The sequence below is a fragment of the Sinobacterium norvegicum genome (assembly GCF_923077115.1).
Lineage (GTDB): Bacteria > Pseudomonadota > Gammaproteobacteria > Pseudomonadales > Sinobacteriaceae > Sinobacterium > Sinobacterium norvegicum.
On the sequence record NZ_CAKLPX010000002.1, the window covers coordinates 160256 to 185131 of the forward strand.

Sequence of the window (24876 nt, forward strand, 5' to 3'; positions counted from 1 at the left end):
TCGGCAGCGAGATTGTTCGGTATATTTCGCTCGTGACCATCTGTTACCGTGTTAGCATCTATAAATATCAGTGGCTTGTTGGGGAGTAATCGATAGCAATGAGTAGTAGTAACCGTGATCAGGTGCCGGCACCGGCTAATAGCCTGGGGCTCGATGCGCCGATACCCAGGGCTGCTGTCTGGCGGGTCGCGGTGCCGACACCGCTGCGTAAGCTGTATGATTATTTGCCTGCTGCCGGTCTCAGCGCTACCGAAATAGCCCGGGTGCAGCCGGGGTGCCGAGTCAAGGTATCCTTTGGCCGGCAAAACCTGATTGCTGTTGTGGTCGACCCTGACGCGGTGGCCGATATCGCCGTCAGCAAGCTTAAGCCGGTGCAGCAGCTACTGGATGATCAGCCGGTGATTGCAGACGATGTCTTTGAACTGTGCCGGTGGATCAGTCGTTATTATCACTACGGCCTTGGCGAGGTGCTCAGTGGTGCGATGCCGGTGATGTTGCGCAAGGGGCGGTCAACTGCGGTCAGCAAAAAATTGTGGCGTCTGACCACGATGGGCAAGGGTTTGCCTGAGGGCGGATTAAAGAAGGCTAAGAAGCAGGCGCAGCTGTTACAGCTGCTGCAGCGTCACCCGCAGGGGATGGATAATGCGGCGCTCAAGGCTGAGGGTGTGAGCACTGCGGTAAGCCGGGCGATGTCAGCAAAGGCGCTGATTGAGCAGGTTGAGGTCTTTGACGATCAGATGATGGGGGAGAGGCTTGATAGTCGTCTTGCCGAGACGGAGTTAGTGCTGACCGAAGAGCAGCGGCAAGCGGTTAATGGTGTTGACGATAAGGGGTTTGCCGCCACGTTGCTTGAAGGGGTGACGGGCAGCGGTAAGACTGAGGTTTATCTGCAGTTAATACACCGGCAATTGATCGCTGGGCGACAGGCGCTGGTATTGGTACCGGAGATCGGCCTGACGCCACAGACACGTCAACGCTTTGCCGACCGTTTTAGCTGCCCGGTTGCGATGGTGCATTCGGGAATGAGCGACGGTGACCGTCTCGATGTATGGCGTCGCGCCAAGGCTGGCGAGGTCGGCGTGGTCATCGGCACCCGCTCGGCGCTGTTTACCAGTTTTGCTCACCTTGGTGTGATTATTGTTGATGAGGAGCACGACACCTCGTTTAAACAACTGGAAGGGGTGCGCTATAACGCCAGAGACGCTGCCTTGGTGCGGGCCAAGCAATTGGCCATTCCAATTATACTGGGTTCAGCAACTCCCTCGTTAGAGACCTTAAATAACGCCCAGTCAGGTCGTTATAACCACGCCCGCTTGCTACAGCGTGCCGGCGCGGCCAAGCCACCAAAGATGCAGCTGGTCGACGTGCGTAATCAGAATATGCACGAGGGTATGAGTGGCGAGCTGTTAGCGGCGATGCGTGCAGAGCTTGAGCAAAGCCGACAGGTATTAGTCTTTTTGAATCGGCGGGGTTTCTCGCCCTCGCTGATGTGTCATGACTGCGGTTGGAATGCCGGCTGTCTGCAATGTGATGCCAATATGACTGTGCATTTAACACCGCGACACCTGCGCTGCCATCATTGTGATAGCCGCCGTCAGCTACCAGATTATTGCCCCGAGTGCCACAGTGCCAATCTCAGCGGTGAAGGCGTCGGCACGGAGCGGAGTCAGCGCGCTCTGGAACAGTTGTTCCCCGACTACCCGGTGCTGCGTGTCGACCGCGATACCGTGTCGCGCAAGGGCGAACTCGAGCAGTTGCTCGAGCAGGTTAATGGTGGTGCCCCCTGTATTTTAGTGGGCACTCAAATGTTGGCCAAGGGGCATCACTTCCCCAATGTGACGCTGGTGGCGATTGCCGACGCCGATGCCGGATTCTTTAGCAGCGACTTTCGTGGCGCCGAGCGAATCAGCCAGTTGTTGGTACAGGTGGCGGGTCGGGCGGGTCGAGCCGAATTGCCAGGTCGAGTGCTGATACAGACCCATCACCCCGAGCAGCCTCTGCTGCTGGAGTTGTTGCAGCGGGGTTATCACGGCGTCGCCCAGTCGCTGTTGGTCGAACGGCAAGTATTATCATTGCCGCCCAGTGGTTATTTGGTGATGCTGCGTGCCGATGCCCGTTACGAGCAGTTAGCAGAGCAGATGCTGCAACGACTGCGGGATGAGCTGCAACATCTGGCGGCCGATCGTGTCGCCTGGGTGGGGCCAATGCCGGCACTGATGCTGCGTCGCCAGGGGCGGTTCCGGGCGCAATTAATGCTCAAGTCGACCAGTCGTTCTATATTGTCGCAGTTGACTTCGGCCATTGTCGATTGGCTCGAAAAGGACAAGCAGGGGCGGCAAATGCGCTGGTCTGTCGATGTTGACCCGCAGGAAACTATTTAATATCGCCCTGGCGGCTTGGCAAACAGATAAAATAACCGGATAATTGCCGGTTCTTTTTATTATATTTCAGAGTTGTCGACCAATCATGAAAGACGTTATTGCTGAGCTGTTAGCGCAGACCATCGAACAGTTAAAATCTCAACAAATTCTTGCCGCCGAGATGCAGCCAAAAATTAACGTCGACCGAACCCGAGATAAGAGCCACGGTGATTTGGCGACAAACCTGGCGATGATGTTGGCAAAGCCTGTGGGCAAGCCACCGAGAGACGTCGCTCAACTGATTATCGATAATCTACCTGCCTCCGATGCGGTTGAAAAAGTCGAGATCGCCGGCCCAGGGTTTATTAACTTCTACCTCAACAGTGCCGCCGCCACCGCCGTGGTCAGCACGGTACTGGAGCAGGGTTTTGATTACGGCCGCTCTACCGCCGGTGCCGGTAAAAAGGTGCAGGTTGAGTTTGTATCGGCCAACCCAACAGGCCCGCTTCACGTCGGTCATGGCCGTGGTGCCGCTGTTGGTGACAGCATCTGTCGCCTGCTCGATGCCACCGGCTGGGATGTGACCGCCGAGTTTTACTATAACGATGCCGGTCAGCAGATAAACAATTTGGCGCTGTCGACGCAGGCCCGCTGTCTTGGCCTGGGTCCCGATGATGCCAGCTGGCCCGAAAATGGCTACCGTGGTGAATATATCAGCGACTGCGCCCAGTCTTATATGGCCGGCGATACCGTGGTCGCAGAGGATAAAAATGTCACCGGTGCCGGCGATGCGCAAAACCTCGAGGCGATCCGTGATTTTGCCGTTGCTTATCTGCGCCGCGAGCAGGATGCCGACTTAAAAGCCTTCGGTGTTAATTTCGATGTCTACTTCCTCGAGAGTTCGCTGTACAGCGAAGGCAAGGTAGAGGCCGCGGTACAGCGTCTTATCGACAGCGGCAACACCTATGAGAAAGACGATGCGCTGTGGCTAAAGACGACTAATTTCGGCGACGACAAAGACCGTGTGATGCGTAAAACCGACGGTGACTACACTTACTTTGTGCCCGATGTTGCCTACCATATCGATAAGTGGCAGCGTGGCTTTGAGCGCGTGGTCAACGAGCAGGGTGCCGATCACCACTCGACGATTACCCGGGTTCGTGCAGGGCTGCAGGCCGCCGATGCCGGCATTCCAGAGGGGTGGCCAGAGTATGTATTGCATCAAATGGTAATGGTCATGCGCGGCGGTGAAGAGGTTAAGCTCTCTAAGCGTGCCGGCAGCTATATCACTATCAGTGACTTGATTGAGGAGGTGGGTAAGGATGCAACCCGCTATTTCCTCGCCGCTCGCAGCGCGAACTCGCAGCTGACCTTCGATATTGATTTAGCCCGTTCGCAGAGCAATGAAAACCCTGTTTATTATATTCAATACGCCCACGCTCGCGTGTGCAGCATGATGGCCAAGTTGGCCGATCTCGGCTGGAGCTGGTCTGCAGATACCGATGCGCAAGATTTGTCGTTGCTTACCGAGGATGCTGAGAAGGCGGTGATGAAGCGTCTGTCGGCATACCCCGATGTGGTTGCCCGCGCGGCGACTTTAGCCGAGCCGCACTTGGTGGCAAACTATCTCTATGACTTGGCCGGCGATTTCCACAGCTGCTACAACGCCCATAAAACGCTGATCGAGGATGCGCCGCTGCGTAATGCGCGTCTGGCGATGAGCGAGGCGGTGCGACAGGTGCTGAATAATGGTTTGGATTTGTTGGGTGTTTCTAGCCCGGAGAAAATGTAATTCATGGGAAAAGACTTTGCGAAGAAAAAACCGGCCGCGGCGAAGAAGAAGCGACCGGTCAATAAGAAGAAACCAGCAAAGAAATCCTCCAGCGTTCCCGGTTGGGTGTGGCTGTTTACTGGCTTGGTAGCCGGTGGCTTTATCGCCTTTTTGGCATACTTGGCCAGCGGTGCTGGCGGCGGGCCGGCAGAGGCAAAGAAAACGCCGCAGGCAAGTGAGGGCAAGAAGATACCGGTGAGTAATCAATCGCAGCCGGCGGAGAAAAGCAGCCAAACCGATTATGAGTTTTATCGCATACTGCGTGACTCGGAGGTGACTGTCGAGGTCGACCCGCTGCAGCGTGAGAGCATTAAAAAATCGTCGGTGAAATACGATTACTTTATTCAGGCGGGGTCTTTCCGCAGCCAATCGGATGCCGACAGCCATCGTGCCAATCTGATTATTCAGGGTATGCAGGCCACGATTGACGGGCCTGAAAAGGGCAAGAAAGGTTGGTACCGGGTAATTGTTGGGCCGTTCGGCCAAAATGCAGGCAATCTATCGTCAACCCGAGCGAAATTGGTCGACCAGGGCTTCGATACCATGGTGATTAAGCGCAAAAAAGGCTGATCATTGGCGGTGTACGGTGATTGAAAAGACGGGCTTAATGCCCGTTTTTTTGTTTTGGTGTTACTCGCTGTTTTGATTTCGATGGTAATTATTGCAGTCTTTATCCCCCGCCCTTGAAAAACCACAGCCTTGCCCCACATTTAAGGTTTTAAATTAGCGTGAGGAAAAGGCCTTGGAACAGTACAGAGGCACGACGATTCTATCGGTTCGCCGCAACGGTAAAGTAGTTATCGGTGGTGATGGCCAAGTTTCTATGGGTAATACCGTAATGAAGGGCAACGCTCGCAAAGTTCGCCGTTTATACCACAACAAGGTATTGGCAGGTTTTGCCGGTGGTACGGCTGACGCCTTTACCTTGTTTGAGCTGTTTGAGGCTCAGCTCGAAAAATATCAGGGGCAGTTGGTTCGCGCCGCGGTTGAGTTAGCCAAGGCATGGCGGACGGAGCGCTCCATGCGCAATCTCGAAGCGTTATTAATTGTTGCCGATCATGAGACCTCGCTAATTATCACCGGTAATGGCGATGTTATTGAGCCGGAAGATAATCTGGTTGCCATTGGCTCGGGCGGCCCCTTCGCCCAGTCGGCGGCGAAGGCTTTGTTGCATAACACTGAGCTGAGCGCCAAAGATATTGTCACCAAAGGCCTGACCATTGCCGGTGATATCTGCGTCTATACCAATCACAATTTCACCATCGAAGAATTAGACACCGACGCAGCACAATAGCGTCGGCGAGGATAAAGCATATGTCGGAAATGACACCGAGAGAAATCGCCCATGAGCTCGACCGTCACATTGTCGGTCAGGCTGGAGCCAAACGCGCTGTCGCCATCGCCCTGCGTAATCGCTGGCGTCGCATGCAGCTCGACGAGAGCCTGCAGGCGGAAGTGACGCCAAAGAATATTCTAATGATTGGCCCCACCGGCGTCGGTAAGACCGAGGTGGCTCGTCGCTTAGCCAAATTGGCCAAGGCGCCGTTCATCAAGGTTGAGGCCACTAAGTTTACCGAGGTTGGCTATGTCGGTCGCGATGTCGAATCGATTATTCGTGACCTGGTTGAGCACTCGATCAAGCAACTGCGTGAGGCTGAGGTTGGCAAAAACCAAAACAAGGCACAGGATGCCGCCGAAGAGCGTATTCTCGATGTGCTGTTGCCGCCCGCCCGTAGTTTTGAAGAAAACAGCAATGAAACCAGTAAGGATTCGACCACTCGTCAAATCTTCCGCAAGAAATTGCGACAGGGTGAGCTGGACGACAAAGAGATTGAGATTGAGGTCTCTGCCACCGCAGCAAGTGTCGAAATTATGACGCCACCGGGCATGGAAGAGATGACCAGCCAGCTGCAGAACATGTTTTCGAACATGGGGCAGGATAAGAAAAAAACAGCCAAGATGACCGTCAAAGACGCGATGAAGGCGGTGATTAATGAAGAGGCTGCCAAGCTGGTTAACGAGGAGGATATTAAGTCTCGTGCCGTTAAACTGGCTGAGCAGAGTGGTATTGTCTTCATCGACGAGATTGATAAGGTGGCCAAGCGTGGCGAGAGCGGCGGCACCGATGTCTCCCGTGAGGGTGTGCAGCGTGATTTATTGCCGTTGATCGAGGGTTGTACCGTCAGCACCAAATACGGCATGGTTAAGACCGATTACATTCTGTTTATCGCCTCCGGCGCCTTCCATCTTAGCCGTCCCTCGGATTTGATTCCAGAGCTGCAGGGACGACTGCCGATCCGGGTCGAACTCGAGGCGCTGACCAGCGACGATTTCTGCCGTATTTTGACCGAGCCAAAGGCCAGCCTGACCGAGCAATACAAGGCTTTGTTAGCTACTGAGGGCTTGGATATCGACTTTACCGAAGACGGTATTCGCCGTATTGCAGACACCGCTTGGGAGGTGAATGAGCGTACTGAAAATATTGGCGCTCGCCGCCTGCACACGGTATTGGAACGACTGCTTGAAGCGGCGTCATTCGATGCTGGTGATATGGCCGCTCGAGGTGAGAAGCTAATTATCGACGCGGCCTTTGTTGATGAGCAGCTCGGAGAGTTGCGTGTCGACGAAGATTTGAGTCGCTTTATTCTGTAGCGCATCATCGATGTTCAGGCATAAAAAAACCCGCGTAATGCGGGTTTTTTTATGCCTGGTCAGGTGCTGTTAAAACAGCCCTAGCTCAGAGGTGAAGACGATGATAATTAACACCGGTGCAACGAAGCGGGTCAGCAGGCGCCAGATAATATAAGGCGCGCCGCTGAGCTCCAGCTCTTTGGTCGTGGTGTTGTAAGACATCACCCAGCCGGCAAAGATAGCAACGAACAGACCAACCAGCGGCAGCAATAGCTTGCCGGTTAGGTAATCGAGCAGATCGAAAATACCCATGCCGAATAGGCCGTATTTGTCGGTGTCACTCAGCACGTTAAAGGATAGCAGGGCAAGAATGCCGATAACCCAGGCGCTGCCAGCAACCAGCCAGGTTGATTTTGCAATGCTCATACCGGTGTCTTCCATGCGCTCAACTGGTGGTACCAGTAATGAGATCGCTGAGGACCAGGCGGCGAATAAGAGTAGGAAGAAGAAGGCAATTGAGACAATAAAGCCAGCACCCATGCTGCCAAAGGCAACGGGTAGGGTTTGGAAGATAAGACCGGGGCCCGCGCCGGGGTTTTGACCGTTAGAGAAGACGATGGCAAAGATGGCCAGGCCGGCCAATAAGGCGACGACGGTGTCGAGCAGGGCAATGGTAACCGAGGCGCGACCAATAGAGATGTGCTTGGGCAGATGCGAACCGTAGGCAATCATCACCGACATGCCCAAGCTTAAAGTAAAGAAGCTGTGGCCGAGGGCGGTTAGGAATGCGGTGGTGGTAATTTTGCTGAAGTCGAAACTGAATAGGAAGTCGACACTCTGGCCGAAGCCATCGGTGCCGAAGGCGGCGTAAAGCACAAGGCCGGCAATTAACACAAACATGGCCGGCATTAATACGACGATGGCTTTTTCGATACCCTTGCTCAAGCCGCGCATCACGACCACGGCAATCGAGATCATGAAAACAGAGTGCCAGAACAGCATTTCGCCGGGGTTCGCCAGCATTTGGCCGAAGATCGCCTCGATTGATGCGGCATCTTGACCACTGAAGACATTGCTCAGTGACTTCACTAGATAGTTGAGTGTCCAGCCGCCAATCACCGAGTAAAAGGTGAGGATCAGATAGGAGGTTAGTGAGCCTGCACCGCCGACAATACCCCATTTCTTCGATGATTTTTCTTTTTCGGCAATATCTGAAATTGAGCGGCTTGGGCTGTGTTGGCCGCGACGACCAATCATGATTTCGGCCATCAGAATGGGTACACCGATCAGCGCAATACAGAAAAGGTACATCAATACGAAGGCACCACCACCGTATTCGCCGGTGATATAGGGAAACTTCCAAATGTTACCAAGGCCAACGGCGGAGCCGGTGGCAGCCATTATAAAGGCAAAGCGGCCAGACCACTGGCTGCGATTCTGAGTACTGCTCACAATGTTTTCCTCGAGGAGTCTAAAGTAGGGTAAAATATAGCGCGTATTTAGCTGGCCACAATAAACCACGTTACGATTACTATGGCAAATAAGTAGTACTGCCTATGTTGACTTGGCTCAATATTGTGTATAATTCGGCACTTTTTTTTATTGGCTCAACTCCTTGGGCCTCCCAATCCAGGAACAAGTGTAGTGACAGATAAATTAAGAAATATCGCCATCATAGCCCACGTTGACCATGGTAAGACTACCCTTGTAGACAAGTTGCTTGAACAATCAGGCACGCTGGAGCGCAACCAGGGTGGTGAGCGCGTCATGGATAGCAACGATCAAGAAAAAGAGCGTGGCATTACCATCCTAGCGAAAAACACCGCTATCAACTGGAACGGCTATCGTATCAACATTGTTGACACACCGGGCCACGCCGATTTCGGTGGAGAGGTTGAGCGTGTTATGTCGATGGTCGACTCGGTACTGTTGTTGGTCGATGCTGTTGATGGTCCAATGCCCCAGACTCGTTTTGTGACGCAGAAAGCCTTCGAGCAGGGTCTTAACCCAATCGTTGTGGTCAACAAGGTTGACCGTCCAGGCGCACGTCCAGACTACGCGATGGATCAGGTTTTTGACCTCTTCGACAAGCTTGGTGCCACTGACGAACAGTTGGATTTCCCTGTTATCTACGCCTCAGCGTTGAACGGTATTGCCGGCCTGGAAGCCGACGAATTGGCCGACGACATGACGCCGCTGATGCAGATGATTGTTGATAACGTTCCGGCTCCTGAGGTTGATACCGATGGCCCGCTACAAATGCAGATTTCTGCATTGGATTACTCAAGCTATGTTGGTGTTATTGGTGTCGGTCGTGTAACCCGCGGCTCAATCAAACCAAACCAGCAGGTCATGATCGAAAACGCTAACAAGCCCGGCGAGCAGCGCAAGGGTAAAGTATTAGGCGTTATGGGCTATCACGGCCTGGATCGTGTCGAGGTTGAAGAGGCGAGTGCCGGCGATATTATTTGTGTTACTGGTCTGGGTGAGCTGTCTATCTCGGATACTATCTGTGACCCTGAGCATGTCGAAGCATTGCCAGCGTTAAGTGTTGATGAGCCTACGGTAACCATGACCTTCCAGGTTAACGATTCGCCGTTTGCCGGTAAAGAAGGTAAGTTTGTTACTACCCGTAATATCAAAGATCGTCTCGATCAAGAGCTTATTCACAATGTTGCTCTGCGTGTTGCCGAGGGTGATACACCGGATAAGTTTGTTGTCTCCGGCCGTGGTGAGCTTCACCTGTCAGTACTGATCGAATCGATGCGTCGTGAAGGCTTCGAAATGGGCGTTTCTCGTCCAGAAGTTATCCAGAAGACGATCGATGGCGTTCTCAGCGAACCGTTTGAGCACGTAACCATTGACGTGGAAGAGCAGCACCAGGGCTCTATCATGGAAGAAATGGGTAATCGTAAGGGTGAACTGACTAACATGGAACCCGATGGTAAGGGCCGTATTCGTCTTGAATACACTATTCCTGCTCGTGGTCTGATTGGTTTCCGTACGCTCTTTATGACGCTGACCTCGGGGTCTGGCATCATGAACAGTATCTTCGATCACTACGGCCCTGTTAAGGGTGGTGAGGCTGGCGAACGTCAGAACGGTGTTCTTGTCTCGATGGCCAAGGGTAAGGCACTGGCTTACGGTTTGTACTTCCTGCAGGAGCGTGGCCGTCTGTTGATTCCTGCAAACGTCGACGTATACGAAGGTCAAATCATCGGTATTCACACCCGCTCAAACGACTTGGCTGTGAACCCAACCAAGGCCAAGCAGTTGACCAACGTTCGTGCCTCGGGCACTGATGAAGCCTTGACTCTGGTTCCTTATATCAAGCACACGCTTGAGCAGGCGCTGGAATTCATCGAAGACGATGAGCTGGTCGAGGTAACGCCTGAGTCAATTCGTATTCGTAAGAAGCTGTTGACCGAAAACGAGCGTAAGCGTAACAAGAAGAAGTAATTCTTCGGCTGTTAAAAAAAGGCGCCTCGGCGCCTTTTTTTTGTGCCTGCCATTTAATCGAGCAAGACTGAAGCGGGATTGTCCATCATTTTTGATGCGACCACAGTGTTAATCCAAGGGTGGATATTAATAGCTTGTTAACACCGCCGACTTTGGTTGACTTGCGCACTGGCTACTCTAAGATACCGGCCACTTATTTTAGCTTTAATGGGAAGTATTAATGCGATATCTGGCTATTTTCATGTCTCTGTTTTTAGTCTTGGCGCTGCAGTCGCCTGAGGCCTTTGCCAAGAAGAAATTTGGCGGTGGCGGCTCGTTTGGCAAGCAGTTTAAGACGGCGCCTAAACAGCCGACCACGACCAATACCCAGCAACAGAAACAGCAGGGGGCTGCCAATCAACAGCGTAGTTCCAAAAAAGGCATGATGGGCGGCTTGCTCGGTGGCTTATTGGCCGGTGGTTTGTTGGCCGCATTATTTGCCGGCGGCGCCTTTGAAGGGCTGCAGATGGCAGACATATTGATCATTGGAGCCATCGCCTTCGCCATTATTTGGTTTATGCGCCGCCGCCGTCAACCACAGGCGCAGGCTGGGCCATTTAGTCAGCAGCAGGCCAGTGCTGCAGGCGGTGCACCCTTTAATGAGCAGCGTACGTCGCAGCAAGATTTTGAACCGAATCACTCGACTTCTGGTTTCTCTCAGAATACGGCGAGTGCTGCCGATGATATCCCGTTTAATCTGCCCCAGGGTTTTGATGTCGACAACTTTCTTGAGGGCGCACGTGGCCACTACAATGTGCTGCAAAAAGCGTGGAATGAAAACAACCTGTCGATTATGAAGGAATACCTCAGCGATGAGATTTTTCATGCGATGCAGGCCGAACGATTGACGCTGGACAGTGAGCCGCAGACACAGGTGTTGTTTATCAATACCGAGCTGGTACGTGCTGATCAAATGTTTGGCGAGGCCTGTTTAAGCGTTAAGTTTACCGGTCGTTATAAGGATCTAGGCGATAACACCGAAGAGAATATCAGCGAGACTTGGCACTTAGAGCGTAAACTGAATGAAGACAACGCCCCATGGTTAATCGTCGGAATCCATAACGATTAATCCGCAGCGATTTAACCACCGTGAACGTCACGCTGGTTAAATCGTTTCTATACTAGGAATCGGTGTGGATATAGTCGATACTGACAACCATTGGCAGTTGTTTATAATCCTAGATAATTCAGCGATATCGGACTTAATATGCTTGTTCATTACCCCGATTTAAAACCCTATAATCGTCACCGTGTTGAAGTCAGTAGTGTGCATGAACTCTATGTGGAGGAGTGCGGCAGTCCCGATGGCCTGCCGGTTATTGTCGTCCATGGCGGGCCCGGCGTAACCGGCGTCATCAATAGCCGGTCGCTGTTCGATCCGAGCAAATACCGCATTATCTTATTCGATCAGCGTGGTTGCGGTCGCAGCACGCCCTATGCCGAACTGAACGAAAACACCACGGTTGAACTGGTTGAGGATATCGAGCGTATTCGCGAATTTTTGCAGATTGAGCAGTGGGTCGTCGCCGGTGGTTCGTGGGGGGCAACTGTTGCTCTGCTGTATGCTCAACAGCACAAAGAACGCGTCATGGCGCTGCTGTTGCGCAGTGTTTTCCTCTGTCGACAAACTGATCTGGATTGGCTTTACCAAAGTGGTGCCAGTAGAGTGTTTCCAGACTACTGGGAGGATTTTGTTCGACCGATAGCCGCAGAGCAGCGTCAAAATTGTCTACAGGCGTATTATGATTTGATTCATAGCGATAACGATCTTACCCGCATGTCGGCGGCCAAGTCGTGGGCGTTATGGGAGGCGAGATGTGCCACGCTGAGGCCTAACGTAAAAACTGTTGAGCGATACAGTGAGCCGCATCGGGCTGTGGCATTGGCATTATTGCAAACCCATTATTTTGTTAATAATGGGTTTATTGCCGAAAACCAGATTCTTGAGAACGCCAAGCAATTAGCAGGAATACCCGGTGTTATTGTTCATGGTCGATACGATATGGTTTCACCGTTAGAGGCATCAACAAGTTTACATAACCTGTGGCCTGAGTCGCAGCTTAATATAGTGCGTGATGCGGGGCATGCTGCGAGCGAGGCGACTATCGTCGATGCATTGATTAGAGCAACGCGTGACATATCACGCCGTTTCCTCGATGAAGATGATTATTAAGCCGTGATTAAATTTACATTAATCGTAATGAAAAATGCCGCGTTATTAGCGGCTTTTTATTGGGGGGTAGGTCAGTGCGTGCGTTAGTGCAGCGAGTAACAACGGCAAAAGTCGAGATTCAGGGTGAGGTCAGTGGTGAAATTCAGCAGGGCATGCTGGTGCTGCTGGGCGTCGAAAGAAACGACAATAAAGCTGCCGCGGATAAATTACTGAAAAAACTCTTGGCCTACCGCATCTTTGCCGACGACGAGGGGAAGATGAACCTCAGTGTCAGCGATATCGAAGGCGGGGTCTTACTGGTGTCACAGTTTACGCTGGCGGCAGACACCCGCAAAGGTTTACGCCCTGGCTTTTCAACAGCGGCGGCACCGGCTGATGCGCAAGTATTATATGATTACATGGTGGGGCAGTGCCAAGATGCGCATACTGGTCATGTGGCGACGGGGCAATTTGGTGCCGATATGCAGGTGTCGTTAGTGAACGATGGGCCGGTTACCTTCTTGCTGGAGAGCTAAGCTGCGAGGCTGTTACAGACAAAAAAATACCTGCACAGTGCAGGTATTTTTTTGTCTCAAACGCAGGGTTTAGTTGAGCGTTAAGATGTCGCCGTGTAGGCGGGAGATAACTTTCTCTGAGGTGTTGCCACGCCAGCTATTGGCACGCTTAAGCGTACCCACAATGGTGACATCAGCCTGTAATTGCTTGGATATATTGGCAATAACATCTTCCGGCGCACCGTTGATCACATGAATGCGGTCGCTGTCGACACCGGTCTCATTGGCCAATGCTGAGCGGTCAGGGTAGTTTAGCGAGTCTTTATAGGCATTCACAATGTGGAGGTCGGCATCGTATTTCTCTGCCATCCATTGACCGCGATAAATAATATCATCGTTGAGGCGCTTGTATTTATCTTTACGGCCCTGGAAATTAACGGCGGCAAGAATGGTCTTGCGGTGCATTTCGGCGCCGGGCTGAACCATTAAAACAGGCAGTTCAGAGGTGCGCAAAAGCTTCCAAATAGATTCGTTGACCCATAGGCTGTCGCTGGGGCGGTGCATCAACGGCAGCATAATGAGGTTGGAGCCACTCTCTTTCGCCGATTTGATAATAGAGCCGTACCAGTCACCGCTCCAGCAGAACTCAACAGAGAATTCTAAACCGGCTTCTTCAACGGGCTTGGCCAGGTTATAGAACCACGTTGAGCTGCGAAACAGATTGCTGTTCTTGGCGGTGGTGTCAGTATGCTCGGCATCGACAGCAATCAATACATGCAGCGCGGCAGAATCGCGGAATTTGGCGGTAATAATCGCACGCTCTAAGGCAACATGTTTTTCTTGGCTGGGGTCTACTACGACAAAAATCTTGTTCTCGAACTCGGGGTTCATCGGCATCGTCCTTTTCTTCTTTCGATATGCAGACTTACGTTTTTTTAGTCTTTGTCAACATACTACCACAGCTATTTGGACATAACAGGGGGGGCTACATGGAGGGACGATTAAACTGGCAGGTTTTGGATAAATAGTTGATCTATGCTGTCAAATAATAGTGCGAAAAATCAGGCGTGCTCGTACAATAGCCGCGATGATCAAATGTTAATTAAAGGCCATGCTGTGAACTCAGACCCAAAGTACTATGTTCTAACCGCCATTCTTACTGTTATAGCGACTGTAGCTGTACTCGATTTTTACGGTTATATCCGACACTCAAGCGAGGCTGATGCAGCCGTTGTTGCGCAATATAATTCAGTGATTCTGGAGCCGGGTGAGGAGTTTCGCATGTCACCGAAGAAGTCGCAGCACCAGGCTGTCTGCATTCGCGATTACATTGTGATCCAAACAACGACTCCTGATGGTAAACAGTTGCGTAGCATACTGGTTGATGACAAGCAGCGCGGCCTTCCCTGTGGTGGTTGATAAATCATTCATTCGTCACAATATTCTATAATCACTAGATCGCCAAGTAGCGGGCTGCAAGATATTTGACAGTCGGAACTGTGCCATATAAAAGGGGAATATTTTGTCAGCTCAATTTCAGCAACGATTAGCCTTTCTTGCCTCGGCTGAGGTAGAAGCCAGCCTTAAACAGATCGGTAGAGGTATTGAGAAAGAGTGTCTTCGTGTCACCCCTCAAGGGCGATTAGCCAGTACCGAGCATCCTGCAAAGCTGGGTGCAGCGTTGACACACAGTTCAATAACTACCGATTATAGTGAGGCGCTGCTCGAATTTATCACCCCTGTTTATCATGATGTCGATAGCGCTCTGGCCGACCTGGATCAGTTGCATCGCTATACTTACCAAGTCATCGATGAAAACAGCGAGCTGCTATGGTGCGCCAGTATGCCCTGTGTTTTGAAGGGCGATGACAGCATTCCTGTTGGGCGTTACGGCAACAGCAACAACGGTAAAATGAAGACGGTATACCGCGAGGGCCTGGGCCATCGATATGGCAAGGCAATGCAGACGATCGCCGGCATTCACTATAATTTCTCAATGCCGGAAGAGTTTTGGCAATTGCTGCATGCGCGAGAACAAAGTTCGCTGTCACTGCAGGACTTCAAGACGAAAAACTATCTAGGGTTGATTCGCAACTTTCATCGCTATAGCTGGATGTTAGTTTATCTGTTTGGTGCCTCGCCGGCGCTTTGTAAAACCTTTGTTGGTGGCGTTGCCGGCAATCTTGAAGAGTTTGATCCCGGCACTTTTTACGCGCCATACGGCACGTCGTTGAGAATGGGTGACCTCGGCTATCAAAGCAGTGCGCAGGAGGATCTATCGGTTTGTTATAACAGTTTAGAAGGGTATATCCGTCCGCTACTGCAAGCCCTCACGACAGCCCATCGTGATTACAGCGCAATCGGCATCAAAAATGAGGGGGGCGACTATCTGCAGCTCAGTCCTAACCTGCTACAAATCGAGAACGAGTTTTATTCTAGTATTCGACCTAAGCGGGTAACTCAGCCTGGGGAGACGCCGATTAATGCGCTCTATGAGCGTGGTGTGGAATATATCGAAGTACGCTGTTTGGATCTCGACCCCTATGAGCCATTGGGTATGTCGGCTGCGCAATTAAAGTTTGTTGATATTTTCTTGATGGCCTGCCTTATGGCAGAAAGCGAGGACATGTCGAAGCGTGAGTTTCATACCTCAGCGGCCAACCTGAAGTTAGTGGTCAATGAGGGGCGCCGCCCTGGCTTACAGCTTAATTTCTGTGGCGAGTGCAAGGTGCTCAAAGATTGGGGGCTTGAGCTGTTGGAGGAAATGACCGTGATTGCTGAGCACTTCGATAATGTTTTTGGTAGCTCGGATTACAGCGATGCGCTCAAACGGCAGCAGCAGAAATTCCTCGACGCTAGTAAAACGCCATCGGCAAGAATCTTAGCGGATATGACGGCGCAGAAAATACCCTATTTTCGTTTTGCGATGAACCAGTCGGAGTCACTACGTCAGCAATTTTTGGCCGAACCGTTAGCGGCGCAGGAGTATGAGAAATTTTTACGGCAAGCACGGTTCTCGGTCGACAAGATGGTTGAGATAGAGGCGCAGGAACAGCAACCGTTTGATCAATTTCTCAAAGATTATTATCAGCAGTACAACCATTTGGCCGCTATCTAACGGCCGTCTAGCAGTTAATATTTATTACGGAGTCTAATCAATGCTATTCAATACAACGCGTCAGACCAACCTGATGATCTTTTTGGGTTGTTGTGGCCTGATGGCGACGGGTTACTTTATGCAGTTTCAGCTCGGCTTGGAACCCTGTCCGCTGTGTATTACCCAGCGCGTCTTTATTGTTCTAGCTGGGGCATGGGGGCTGTTAGCATTTATCCACAACCCTAAGGCATTAGGTGCACGGATATACGGCTGCTTAGTTGCGGTGTCTGCCTTAATCGGCAGTGGTTTCTCAATGCGTCAACTTTATTTGCAAAGCCTGCCAGCCGATATGGCGCCAGCCTGCGGGCCGCCGTTAGCCTATATGCTTGAAACCTTTCCGTTTATGAAGGCGCTTGAAGTGATGCTGAAGGGTGACGGTAACTGCGCCGAGGTGGTGTGGACGTTTATGGGGGTGAGTATTCCGGGTTGGACGTTGGTGGCTTTTGTAGGGCTGGTAGCCTTTGGTATATGGCAGGTGTTACGCCAGCCAAACAACGCCGCTATTTAGTCGTCGTCGATGCTTAAAGGTCTTTTTGTCATTTTTGGCTGTCTACTTATTGGTGAGGCGCTGAAAGAAACGCTCAATATTCCGGTGCCTGCTGGGGTGCTGGGAATGATTGTATTCTTTATCGGCCTGATTGTGGTTGGCGGCGTGGGCGATGATATTGCCGCTGTCAGCGATGGGTTAATCAAGCACTTAACGCTGATGTTCCTGCCCTCATCAGTGGGAATATTCTTCCTGGATAGCCGTTTTGATGATCAGTGGCCGGCGATTATAGGTGCCTGTGTTTTAGGCACTTTGTTGGCGCAGTTTTTTGTGGCTGGCCTGCTTAAGCTAATGATTAAGCCCAAGGACGATGGCTTGACCAATGATTGATTACTCATACCGTATTATAGATTCGCCGCTGTTTGCACTGGTATTAACCCTGGGTGTCTTTCAATTGAGCCAAGTGTTGTATTTACGCTGTGGCAAACGTTTGCTACTTCACCCCATGTTGATATCGGTGGCGGTTATTGCGACAACAATATGGCTGTTAGAGATAGATTATCAGCGTTATTTTGTGGCGAATGAAATACTTTACTACATGTTGGGGCCGGCCACGGTTGCCTTGGCATTGCCACTGTACTTGCAGTTTAAGCACATACGGGCGCTGTGGAAACAGTTACTGGTTGTTATTGTGCTGGGTGCCAGTGCTGCGGTGGCCTTTGCTGTTGGCATCGCTTGGCTGTTCGGCGGCACTCTAGAGACAATGATCTCGATGGCGCCGAAGTCGGTGACCACGCCGATTGCCATGGGGTTGTCGGAAGAACTGGGTGGCATGGTTCAGTTAGCTGCCGGTGCAGTTATTGTTACAGCTATTGCAGGAATACTATTCTCACCGCTGGTTTTTAAGGTGTTAAGGATTAAGGATGAGCGCATCCAGGGGCTTACCCTGGGCTTGATAGCGCATGGCTTAGGCACGGCCCGAGCGTTTGAATTATCCCAGACCGCGGGTGCATTCAGCAGTCTGGCGCTGGGTTTGACCGGTCTTTTTACTGCAATATTTTTGCCGGTAGCCGTTGCTTGGCTGGGCGGCTAACGATAGAGCCGTGTCAATTCTGCTTGCTATCAATAAGGCATCGGCCTATATTTTATTTGACGGCCTTTGGTTGTTGTTTTAATAACCAAAAGCTATTTGCTATAAAAAGCGACTTCTAATAATAATATTGTTAGCACATGGCCGTTGGAGGGATATCGCAGGAGGCGATACTCACCGTGAAGTAGCGCGAAGTACCATGCAGAACAGGGAACGGAGTACAGTTTTTATGTTAGAGCACTGTGAGAATAAGAAAGAGCGATGGGGTGGCGTTGAAGCCATCATCGGCAATTGGATTAGTGAACGCAGCCAGTTGTTGGTTAAATATTGCGATTTAAGTGCCATTATTAGTGCACTGTCTGAAGATGCCAGCGAAAGTAAAGAGGTGAAGCAGGCCGCGACTGAGTTGGACGCTTTCTGTCAGCTATTGATGGACTATATCTGCGCGGGGCACTTTGAAGTCTTTGATCAGCTGATTAATGAGGCCGAGGACTTCGATGACGGGGGGCTGGAGTACGCCGCTAAAATTTACCCGGGCATCGAAGCGAGTACAGAGCATGCTCTTTCTTTTAATGATCTCTATGACGGTTGCGGTGGGGCACGACTGTTGTCCACTGAGTTGCAAACAGATTTATCCGCGTTAGGGGAGAATCTATCTCAGCGCTTTGATCTTGAGGATCAGCTGCTGGAGAAAATGCATTATCAGCATCAGAAAACGATTGCCTGAGAGAAATTGAAGCAAAAAAAAGCCTCGTATAAACGAGGCTTTTTTTTGCTTGGCGAATATTACTCGGCAGCAGCTTGATCAGTTGCTTCTATCGCAATCAGCTCTACTTCAAAAATAAGCGCTGCATTGGGGCCAATTGGCGGACTGCCAGCTGGGCCATAGGCAAGTTCTGACGGGATGTAAAGCTCCCACTTTGAGCCTACAGGCATAAGCTGTAACGCCTCAGTCCAGCCGCCGATGACAGCATTGACTGGGAATTGAGCCGTTTGGTTGCGCGAGTACGAGCTGTCGAACTCAGTGCCATCAATCAGCGTGCCGCGGTAGTGTACTTCAACCACGGAATCGGCTGCGGGTGTTTCACCTTCGCCAGCGCTGATCACTTTATATTGCAGACCGCTGTCGGTAGTAACAACACCTTCTTTAGTGGCATTTTCAGCCAGGAAAGCGGCTGATGCAGCAAGGTTTGTCTCACCAGCTGCCTGTTGTTCGGCAACCATTTTCTGTTCCATTTCAGCGCTTAGTTGCTGCATGGCGGCAATGATTTGCTCCTGAGTAACCTGCGCCTCAGCGCCCTCAATGCCATCGTTTAGGCCAGCAACAAAGCTGTCGCTATCGAAAGGCATACTGGTTTCATTAACCTGCTGACCAACACGAAGACCCATGCCGTAAGACGCCTGGCTGGTGCTGCTTTCGAAACTCGGAGCGGCAACAACTTCTTTCGGTGCTTCTTCTTTACAACCAGCCAATACGATGCCGGCAACTGCTAGACATAAAAGTCTTTTTTTCATGTTGTAATCCTGTGGTAACAACGGTGAATGAATGCGCTTAATAGTATAATTAAGTAAATTTGGTCATAGTATTATGCATTTATTGCGCGACATGACAAATCAGGGTAATTACTAAGGTGTTATTCAGAGCACATAATCATTAATTAGTTCATTAAATACTCTGGTTCTTGGTCAATTCATTGTTGTAGCCCATGTAATATGAATACATTTCGCTATATAGCTGGGATATAATGGGGCTATATTTATTGCGGTAATAGTTGGGTTATATATGTCGGTAGGTAAACGCAGCTCAGTCGCCAAAACTGATCCGGTGCTGCAGTTAGAAAAAGATTTGGCGAAACTTTATCAGAAGCTTGCCAAAGCCAGGCATAATAAACTGAACCAGACAGAGAAAGCGTTAACCAAAATAAAGACTGAAATAGCCAAATCAGTGACCAAGGAGAGCGCGTTGCGCCGGCGACTGCAATTAGCGCGAGAGAACGCTAAAGCATCCGCCACTCAGGGTGGTGCAAACCGATTGGCCAAGGCCAAGCAGGCCTTGTCAGGCCAGCTGGAACTGAAGCGCCAACTTAAGCTTGACTTGGCAGAGCTGAAACGTTCAATTGCACTACAAAAATTACAGGCGAAAAGAGCGCTTGCCAAGGAAAAATTGATTGCCAGCTTTGACGTTGCGACTAAAGCGACTAAAGCGACTAAAGCGACTAAAGCGACTAAAGCGACTAAAGCGACTAAAGCGACTAAAGCGCAGCTGCGCGTTAGCAAGATGGACGATGTTCAGGTCGACGACGCACCGATTAACATGCAGGCAGAAGGACCCGCTATGACTGAAAAGACTCCCCCCTCGAAGGCTGAGAAACCTGTCGATGCAGCGAAAGTAACAAAGCCAGTTAAGGCGATAGAGAGTCAACCTAAACCAGTCTCACCGGGTGTGGCGACGATGCCGATGGGCAGTCAATCGACGGCAAAGCCCAGGCCCAAGAAGGCGGTGATAAAGAGTATATTTGATCCGGTCAATGATTAGACAAGTTTATCAAGCTGCTCAATCAATGTTAAAAGGTCGCCGCTGGCGGCCTTTGTTGTCTGTGCTTGCCAATAATTAATAATATTGTTGCCAGAGCCTTGGATGTCTGAGGGCTGTGCTGCGGGATTGGTGTTGTTCAGAGCACTAATAAGCAGTTTTTGCTCGACTCGCTCGGCCTGCAGTTCAGCGGCGAGGATAGATCGGCGCAACTCATCCCGCTGTTGGTCGTTACTATTCTTGGCTATGGCCTGGCGGCTGCATCGCAAATTTATTGTAACAGTCTGGTTCCAGTGACAAAAATCGTGATTGCTGGCTGTTTGTCGAAAGGTTTCAACAGTTGCTAAATAGCCCTGGGTCGACAAAAAGCTGCACAGTAGCATTAGATTAACGTTTAACCCTTCGTGGTTTTGCAATCGCAGGCAGAGGTCGGCAATCTCTTGGTTGCGGTAGATGTCGATTGAATGACACCAAAATAATTCGCTATCAAATGATGGCATAGCTGTGACTCGCGTTTTTCTGGTGAAATATTGTGAAAAGCTCTGAATGTTTTTTTGTTCGGGGGTGGTAAGTCGCCGGAGTACTGTTAAAATGCGCCGCCATGATACGACTGATAGATATTAGCTTATTGCGGGGCGGACGCCCACTGCTAAGCGATGCCAATTTAACCATCCATCCTGGACGTAGAGTCGGGCTTATCGGCGCCAATGGCACCGGTAAAACGTCGCTGTTCAAACTGCTGCAGGGTGAATTGGAACTCGACGGCGGCGATTTACAAATCAACCCCCAATGGCGAATAGCGCATATGGCGCAAGAGGTGTCGGCTTCTGACCGCCGAGCGATTGATTATGTGCTCGATGGCGACACCGAACTTCGTCAATTGCAGTGTGATATTGAACTCGCACAAGCCGCTGAAGACCACCTCAAACATGCCTCTCTGTTAGAGCAGCTCGATGCCATCGACGGCTTTAATGCCGAGGTGCGGGGCCGGCGTTTGCTGCACGGGTTGGGCTTTGCCGATGGTGAGGTTGAGCGCCTGGTCACTGACTTCTCAGGTGGTTGGCGGATACGATTAAATCTTGCCCGAGCATTGATGTGTCCCTCTGATCTGCTATTACTCGATGAGCCTACCAACCACTTGGATCTTGACGCCTGTTTTTGGCTTGAGGCTTGGTTGAAACGCTATCAGGGCACCCTGCTGCTTATCTCCCACGACCGCGACTTCCTCGATAGTGTGGTGGATGAAATTGCCTCGTTAGAGCAACAGCAGCTGCAGCTTTATAAAGGGCACTACTCAGCCTATGAGCGACAGCGTGCTGAGCGTATGGCGCTGCAGCAGGCGGCGTTCGAGAAGCAACAGCGCCGAGTGGGCGAAATACAAGATTTTGTCCGCCGGTTTCGCGCCAAGGCAACGAAGGCAAAGCAGGCTCAAAGTCGATTGAAAGAGCTGGAGCGGATGGAGCTGATAGCTCCTGCGCATGCGGATTCACCGTTTAAGTTTCATTTCCTCAACAGCGATAAAAGCTCTGACCCATTGCTGGGGCTAACCGATGCTAAATTAGGTTATGGTGAGCGTGTCGTTGTTGAAACTGAGAGTGTTCGTATTCACCCAGGCTCGCGTATCGGCCTGCTCGGCGCCAATGGTGCGGGTAAGTCGACGCTGCTGAAAAGTTTGGTGAATGACCTCGCTCTTGTTGATGGCGAGCGTATTTGTGGTGAGCATTTACAGATAGGCTATTTTGCTCAGCATCAGTTAGAAGCACTGGATATGTCGGCCAGTCCGCTGCTGCACTTACAGCGACTGACGCCGACGACCAGTGAACAAGAGATTCGTAACTTCCTCGGTGGTTTTAATTTTCACGGCGAGGACGCAACGGGCAGTATTGTTAATTTTTCCGGTGGTGAAAAGGCGCGTTTAGCCTTGGCAATTGTCGCCTGGGGTAAGCCTAATCTATTGATTCTCGATGAGCCGACCAACCATTTAGATCTTGAAATGTGTCATGCGTTAACCGTGGCTATCCAGCAATTTGAAGGCGCTGTGGTTGTGGTTTCTCACGACCGGCACCTCCTAAAGAATAGTGTTGAGCAGTTTTGGTTGCTCAGTGCTGGCACGGTCGAGGAATTTGATGGCTCCCTTGATGACTACCATCATTTACTGCAGCAGCTGAAGCAGCAACAGGCGATACAAAACAGTGCTCAGGCTGCGACTGCTGACAGTAAGGTGCTGGATAAGAAAGCCCAGCGTCAGTATGAGGCTGAGCTGCGTAAACAGTTGGCACCCTTGAAGAAACGTTGCCAAAAACTCGAGCAAGAATTAGAGAAAGTGTCATTGCAGCTGGCGACAGTTGAGCAGGCATTGGCAGATGTCGCGATCTACGAGGATGACAACAAAGCGCGATTGCAGACGCAGCTGCTAAAGCAGGCAGAGTTGACCCAGTCGACGGAAGACATCGAGTCTCAGTGGATGATTGCTCAGGAAGAGTTAGAGCAAAAAGAATTGTTATTAAGGCAGCAATAGACTGATAGATAAACAGAAAAACTATCGCCGTAAAAAGCTGTGGAAATCCCTTATTGTTTGCTAGTGGCGACTCGCTTAACCTAGCTGCATTACCCAATGAATGGTGTGAAAAAATGGCATTTGAATCTTGCCCAGAGTGCAATACAGAAAAACATCAACTCGTGAAGTGTCCACAGTGTGGCTTCCAGAGGAACCCACACAAGGGGCCTATTGTTGTTGATGTCCAGCCTCAGCGCGAGCATGTCAGCCGTCAGCGTGACAACGATAGTCAGCATCGCCAGCGTGATACGGATGGCCAGCCGCGCCAGCGTCGTAGCCAGCATGGTTTGCGTAATGATCATAGACGAGACGATCGTCAACAGCCGCACCCCAATAGCTATGAATACCAAGCACAAGAACCCAAAAGTCAGCAGCCACGTCAGCACAATGGCAATGCGATGAACAATCGTCGGCGCCAGAGCAGCCACTCCAGTGGTATGCAGCAGCCGCGACACAATCAGTTTGGTCAGCCTATTGGTGGCACTATGCAGTCTTCTGGTAGCGACCAGTTAAGAGAGCCGCGCAAACCTGCCAAAGCTGCTGTTATTACTTATAAACGTAAGCCACGAATTATTCGTACCGAAGGCGATTCGCCGCAGCCATAGCGCTGTCTTTGTGGAGCCTGCCTCTGCAGGCAGCCCATTGCTTATTCAGATCTACCGGCAGATTGTTGTTCAATGAACCGGGCAATAATGCCCTCTTTCAGCGCCGCAGAAACGTGTTCTATCGAGGCGATTTCTAGTTCTTCAAACAGCGCGATAATAATGGCCAGCCCCGACAGGTATAAGTGTCGTCGATCCTCTTTTAAGCCCTTATAATTGACATCATCGATATGCTGAAAATTGGCAGTGGCATGTTGGCGAGCCTGTTTTAGCCCGTCGAAGGTAATAATTGTGCCCCAGTGGTTGTTAGCTAGTACATTCTGTACCGCATCGATGACTCCCGAGCAGCCCACGACAGCTTGCTGCCGAGTTGTAAACAGTGGTTTTACACGTTTTATCTTGGTCCTTGCTGCGACAATTGAACGGTCAAATTTACCGACATCAATATCCGGCTGACGATAAAACTCTTGGCAGTGGCTTAGGCAGCCAATGGCAAGGCTGTATGGCTGAGGTGGTCGGCCTTGTTGGCGTTGTATCAGTTCAGTGCTGGCGCCGCCAATATCGATGACCAAGCGGTCGTCGACAGGCATTAAGTGAGTAACACCGCTGTAAATCAACTGTGCCTCATCAATGCCGCTGATAATCTTGATGCTGGAGCCGAGAATTACCTCTGCAGGGCAGATAAAATCCTCGGAATTTTTAGCATTGCGCAGGGCGGCAGTGCCGACCGCCATGACTGTGGTCACGTGGTATTTATCGAGGATGAGACGCAGTTCTTTTAAGCACTTCAAGCCTCGCTCAATTGCGGCAGCGGTAAGTCTTTCGCTGTCCAGGCTGAGGCCTAGCTGGGTGCGCCAGCCATTGCTGTAAACGGGGCGAAAGCTATTGTGCTCAATGTCGGCAATGAGCAGGTGAAAGCTGTTTGAGCCCAAGTCGAGGCTGGCAATAGTTTGCGAAGTCTGCATAAAATAGTTAGGCATTAACGAGTTTCGATAGAAAATACATGCTATCAGGAGAGCTAAATCCCCTCCACTAGTGTTTTAGTTTATTAGCATAGAGTGTGTGTTACACTGTGCTTTTTGTAAACGTGCTCAATAGCACATATTAATGTTGGGAGACATTACCAATGAGTGACAATGTTGTTCACGCTACCGACGCCAGCTTTGAAGCTGAAGTATTAAATGCAGATGTTCCAGTATTGGTCGATTTTTGGGCTGAGTGGTGTGGTCCATGTAAAATGATTGCGCCAGTACTTGATGATTTGGCTGAAGAGTATGCCGGCAAGATTAAGGTTGTTAAGGTCGATGTTGATGCTAACAATGAAACGCCGACCAAATTCGGTGTTCGTGGTATTCCGACGTTGATCATCTTCAAAGGCGGCAATGCCGACGCCACGAAGGTGGGTGCATTATCGAAGACCCAGCTTAGAGAGTTTATCGAAGGCTCGCTATAAAACTAATGGC

Annotated in this window: 24 protein-coding genes; 19 read left to right on the forward strand and 5 right to left on the reverse strand. The window is 50.9% G+C overall.

Annotated elements, in window-relative coordinates; genetic code table 11:
- Positions 1-98: 98 nt before the first annotated feature.
- The 5 genes from L9P87_RS09750 (at position 99) to hslU (ending at position 6843) form a co-directional block, all read left to right on the forward strand.
- On the forward strand, positions 99-2381 hold the full coding sequence (locus L9P87_RS09750; protein ID WP_237444547.1) for a primosomal protein N': 2283 nt from the start codon (positions 99-101) through the stop codon (positions 2379-2381).
- Positions 2382-2466: 85 nt separating this feature from the next.
- Entirely contained in the window at positions 2467-4152 is a 1686-nt protein-coding gene (gene argS / locus L9P87_RS09755; protein WP_237444548.1) for an arginine--tRNA ligase, read from the forward strand.
- 3 nt (positions 4153-4155) lie between these two features.
- Entirely contained in the window at positions 4156-4761 is a 606-nt protein-coding gene (locus tag L9P87_RS09760) for an SPOR domain-containing protein (RefSeq protein ID WP_237444549.1), read from the forward strand.
- Positions 4762-4933: 172 nt separating this feature from the next.
- Positions 4934-5485, forward strand: a complete 552-nt coding sequence (gene hslV / locus L9P87_RS09765; protein ID WP_237444550.1) for an ATP-dependent protease subunit HslV — start codon at positions 4934-4936, stop codon at positions 5483-5485.
- Between the two features lie 20 nt (positions 5486-5505).
- Entirely contained in the window at positions 5506-6843 is a 1338-nt protein-coding gene (gene hslU, locus L9P87_RS09770) for an ATP-dependent protease ATPase subunit HslU (RefSeq protein ID WP_237444551.1), read from the forward strand.
- A 69-nt stretch (positions 6844-6912) separates the two neighbouring features.
- On the opposite strand, the gene L9P87_RS09775 is transcribed toward hslU, so the two are convergent.
- A complete protein-coding gene (locus L9P87_RS09775) occupies positions 6913-8274 on the reverse strand; it encodes a sodium-dependent transporter (protein ID WP_237444552.1) in 1362 nt (453 codons plus the stop codon).
- Between the two features lie 192 nt (positions 8275-8466).
- Here L9P87_RS09775 and typA point away from each other — a divergent pair, with 192 nt between their 5' ends.
- The 4 genes from typA to dtd all read left to right on the forward strand — a co-directional run bounded on the left by typA (position 8467) and on the right by dtd (position 13008).
- Positions 8467-10281 (forward strand): translational GTPase TypA, encoded by a 1815-nt coding sequence (gene typA, locus L9P87_RS09780; protein ID WP_237444553.1) that lies wholly within the window; start codon positions 8467-8469, stop codon positions 10279-10281.
- A gap of 241 nt (positions 10282-10522) precedes the next feature.
- Entirely contained in the window at positions 10523-11389 is an 867-nt protein-coding gene (locus tag L9P87_RS09785) for a Tim44 domain-containing protein (protein ID WP_237444554.1), read from the forward strand.
- Positions 11390-11527: 138 nt separating this feature from the next.
- Positions 11528-12493: a prolyl aminopeptidase gene (pip, locus tag L9P87_RS09790; RefSeq protein WP_237444555.1), complete on the forward strand. Its 966-nt coding sequence runs from the start codon at positions 11528-11530 to the stop codon at positions 12491-12493.
- Between the two features lie 74 nt (positions 12494-12567).
- On the forward strand, positions 12568-13008 hold the full coding sequence (dtd, locus tag L9P87_RS09795) for a D-aminoacyl-tRNA deacylase (RefSeq protein ID WP_237444556.1): 441 nt from the start codon (positions 12568-12570) through the stop codon (positions 13006-13008).
- Positions 13009-13077: 69 nt separating this feature from the next.
- On the opposite strand, the gene L9P87_RS09800 is transcribed toward dtd, so the two are convergent.
- Positions 13078-13884 (reverse strand): universal stress protein, encoded by an 807-nt coding sequence (locus L9P87_RS09800; RefSeq protein ID WP_237444557.1) that lies wholly within the window; start codon positions 13882-13884, stop codon positions 13078-13080.
- Positions 13885-14103: 219 nt separating this feature from the next.
- Here L9P87_RS09800 and L9P87_RS09805 point away from each other — a divergent pair, with 219 nt between their 5' ends.
- From L9P87_RS09805 to rsd, 6 genes are all read left to right on the forward strand, one after another.
- Positions 14104-14406, forward strand: a complete 303-nt coding sequence (locus tag L9P87_RS09805; RefSeq protein WP_237444558.1) for a PA3694 family proteiin — start codon at positions 14104-14106, stop codon at positions 14404-14406.
- A gap of 103 nt (positions 14407-14509) precedes the next feature.
- On the forward strand, positions 14510-16105 hold the full coding sequence (gene gshA, locus L9P87_RS09810; protein ID WP_237444559.1) for a glutamate--cysteine ligase: 1596 nt from the start codon (positions 14510-14512) through the stop codon (positions 16103-16105).
- A gap of 40 nt (positions 16106-16145) precedes the next feature.
- Positions 16146-16652, forward strand: a complete 507-nt coding sequence (locus L9P87_RS09815; protein WP_237444560.1) for a disulfide bond formation protein B — start codon at positions 16146-16148, stop codon at positions 16650-16652.
- Positions 16653-16661: 9 nt separating this feature from the next.
- A complete protein-coding gene (locus L9P87_RS09820) occupies positions 16662-17021 on the forward strand; it encodes a CidA/LrgA family protein (protein WP_237444561.1) in 360 nt (119 codons plus the stop codon).
- Positions 17014-17724 (forward strand): LrgB family protein, encoded by a 711-nt coding sequence (locus L9P87_RS09825; RefSeq protein ID WP_237444562.1) that lies wholly within the window; start codon positions 17014-17016, stop codon positions 17722-17724. The genes L9P87_RS09820 and L9P87_RS09825 overlap by 8 nt, the downstream gene beginning before the upstream one ends.
- A gap of 226 nt (positions 17725-17950) precedes the next feature.
- Positions 17951-18448, forward strand: a complete 498-nt coding sequence (gene rsd, locus L9P87_RS09830) for a sigma D regulator (protein ID WP_237444563.1) — start codon at positions 17951-17953, stop codon at positions 18446-18448.
- Between the two features lie 59 nt (positions 18449-18507).
- Here the strand turns inward: rsd and bamJ are convergent, their stop codons facing one another.
- Positions 18508-19236 (reverse strand): BamJ family beta-barrel-assembly machinery protein, encoded by a 729-nt coding sequence (gene bamJ, locus L9P87_RS09835; RefSeq protein ID WP_237444564.1) that lies wholly within the window; start codon positions 19234-19236, stop codon positions 18508-18510.
- Between the two features lie 268 nt (positions 19237-19504).
- On the opposite strand from bamJ, the gene L9P87_RS09840 reads away from it, so the two are divergent.
- Complete coding sequence (locus tag L9P87_RS09840; protein ID WP_237444565.1) at positions 19505-20257, forward strand: hypothetical protein; 753 nt, start codon at positions 19505-19507, stop codon at positions 20255-20257.
- On the opposite strand, the gene L9P87_RS09845 is transcribed toward L9P87_RS09840, so the two are convergent.
- On the reverse strand, positions 20254-20754 hold the full coding sequence (locus L9P87_RS09845) for a TIGR02444 family protein (RefSeq protein WP_237444566.1): 501 nt from the start codon (positions 20752-20754) through the stop codon (positions 20254-20256). The two genes, L9P87_RS09840 and L9P87_RS09845, sit on opposite strands and share 4 nt — an antisense overlap.
- A 101-nt stretch (positions 20755-20855) precedes the next feature.
- On the opposite strand from L9P87_RS09845, the gene L9P87_RS09850 reads away from it, so the two are divergent.
- Positions 20856-22772 carry an ABC-F family ATP-binding cassette domain-containing protein gene (locus tag L9P87_RS09850; protein ID WP_237444567.1) on the forward strand — a complete coding sequence of 639 codons (1917 nt, stop codon included), beginning with the start codon at positions 20856-20858 and terminating at the stop codon, positions 22770-22772.
- Between the two features lie 113 nt (positions 22773-22885).
- On the forward strand, positions 22886-23416 hold the full coding sequence (locus tag L9P87_RS09855) for a hypothetical protein (protein WP_237444568.1): 531 nt from the start codon (positions 22886-22888) through the stop codon (positions 23414-23416).
- Between the two features lie 41 nt (positions 23417-23457).
- On the opposite strand, the gene L9P87_RS09860 is transcribed toward L9P87_RS09855, so the two are convergent.
- Positions 23458-24393 carry a Ppx/GppA phosphatase family protein gene (locus tag L9P87_RS09860; protein ID WP_237444569.1) on the reverse strand — a complete coding sequence of 312 codons (936 nt, stop codon included), beginning with the start codon at positions 24391-24393 and terminating at the stop codon, positions 23458-23460.
- A gap of 146 nt (positions 24394-24539) precedes the next feature.
- On the opposite strand from L9P87_RS09860, the gene trxA reads away from it, so the two are divergent.
- A complete protein-coding gene (trxA, locus tag L9P87_RS09865; RefSeq protein WP_237444570.1) occupies positions 24540-24866 on the forward strand; it encodes a thioredoxin TrxA in 327 nt (108 codons plus the stop codon).
- Positions 24867-24876: the final 10 nt, after the last annotated feature.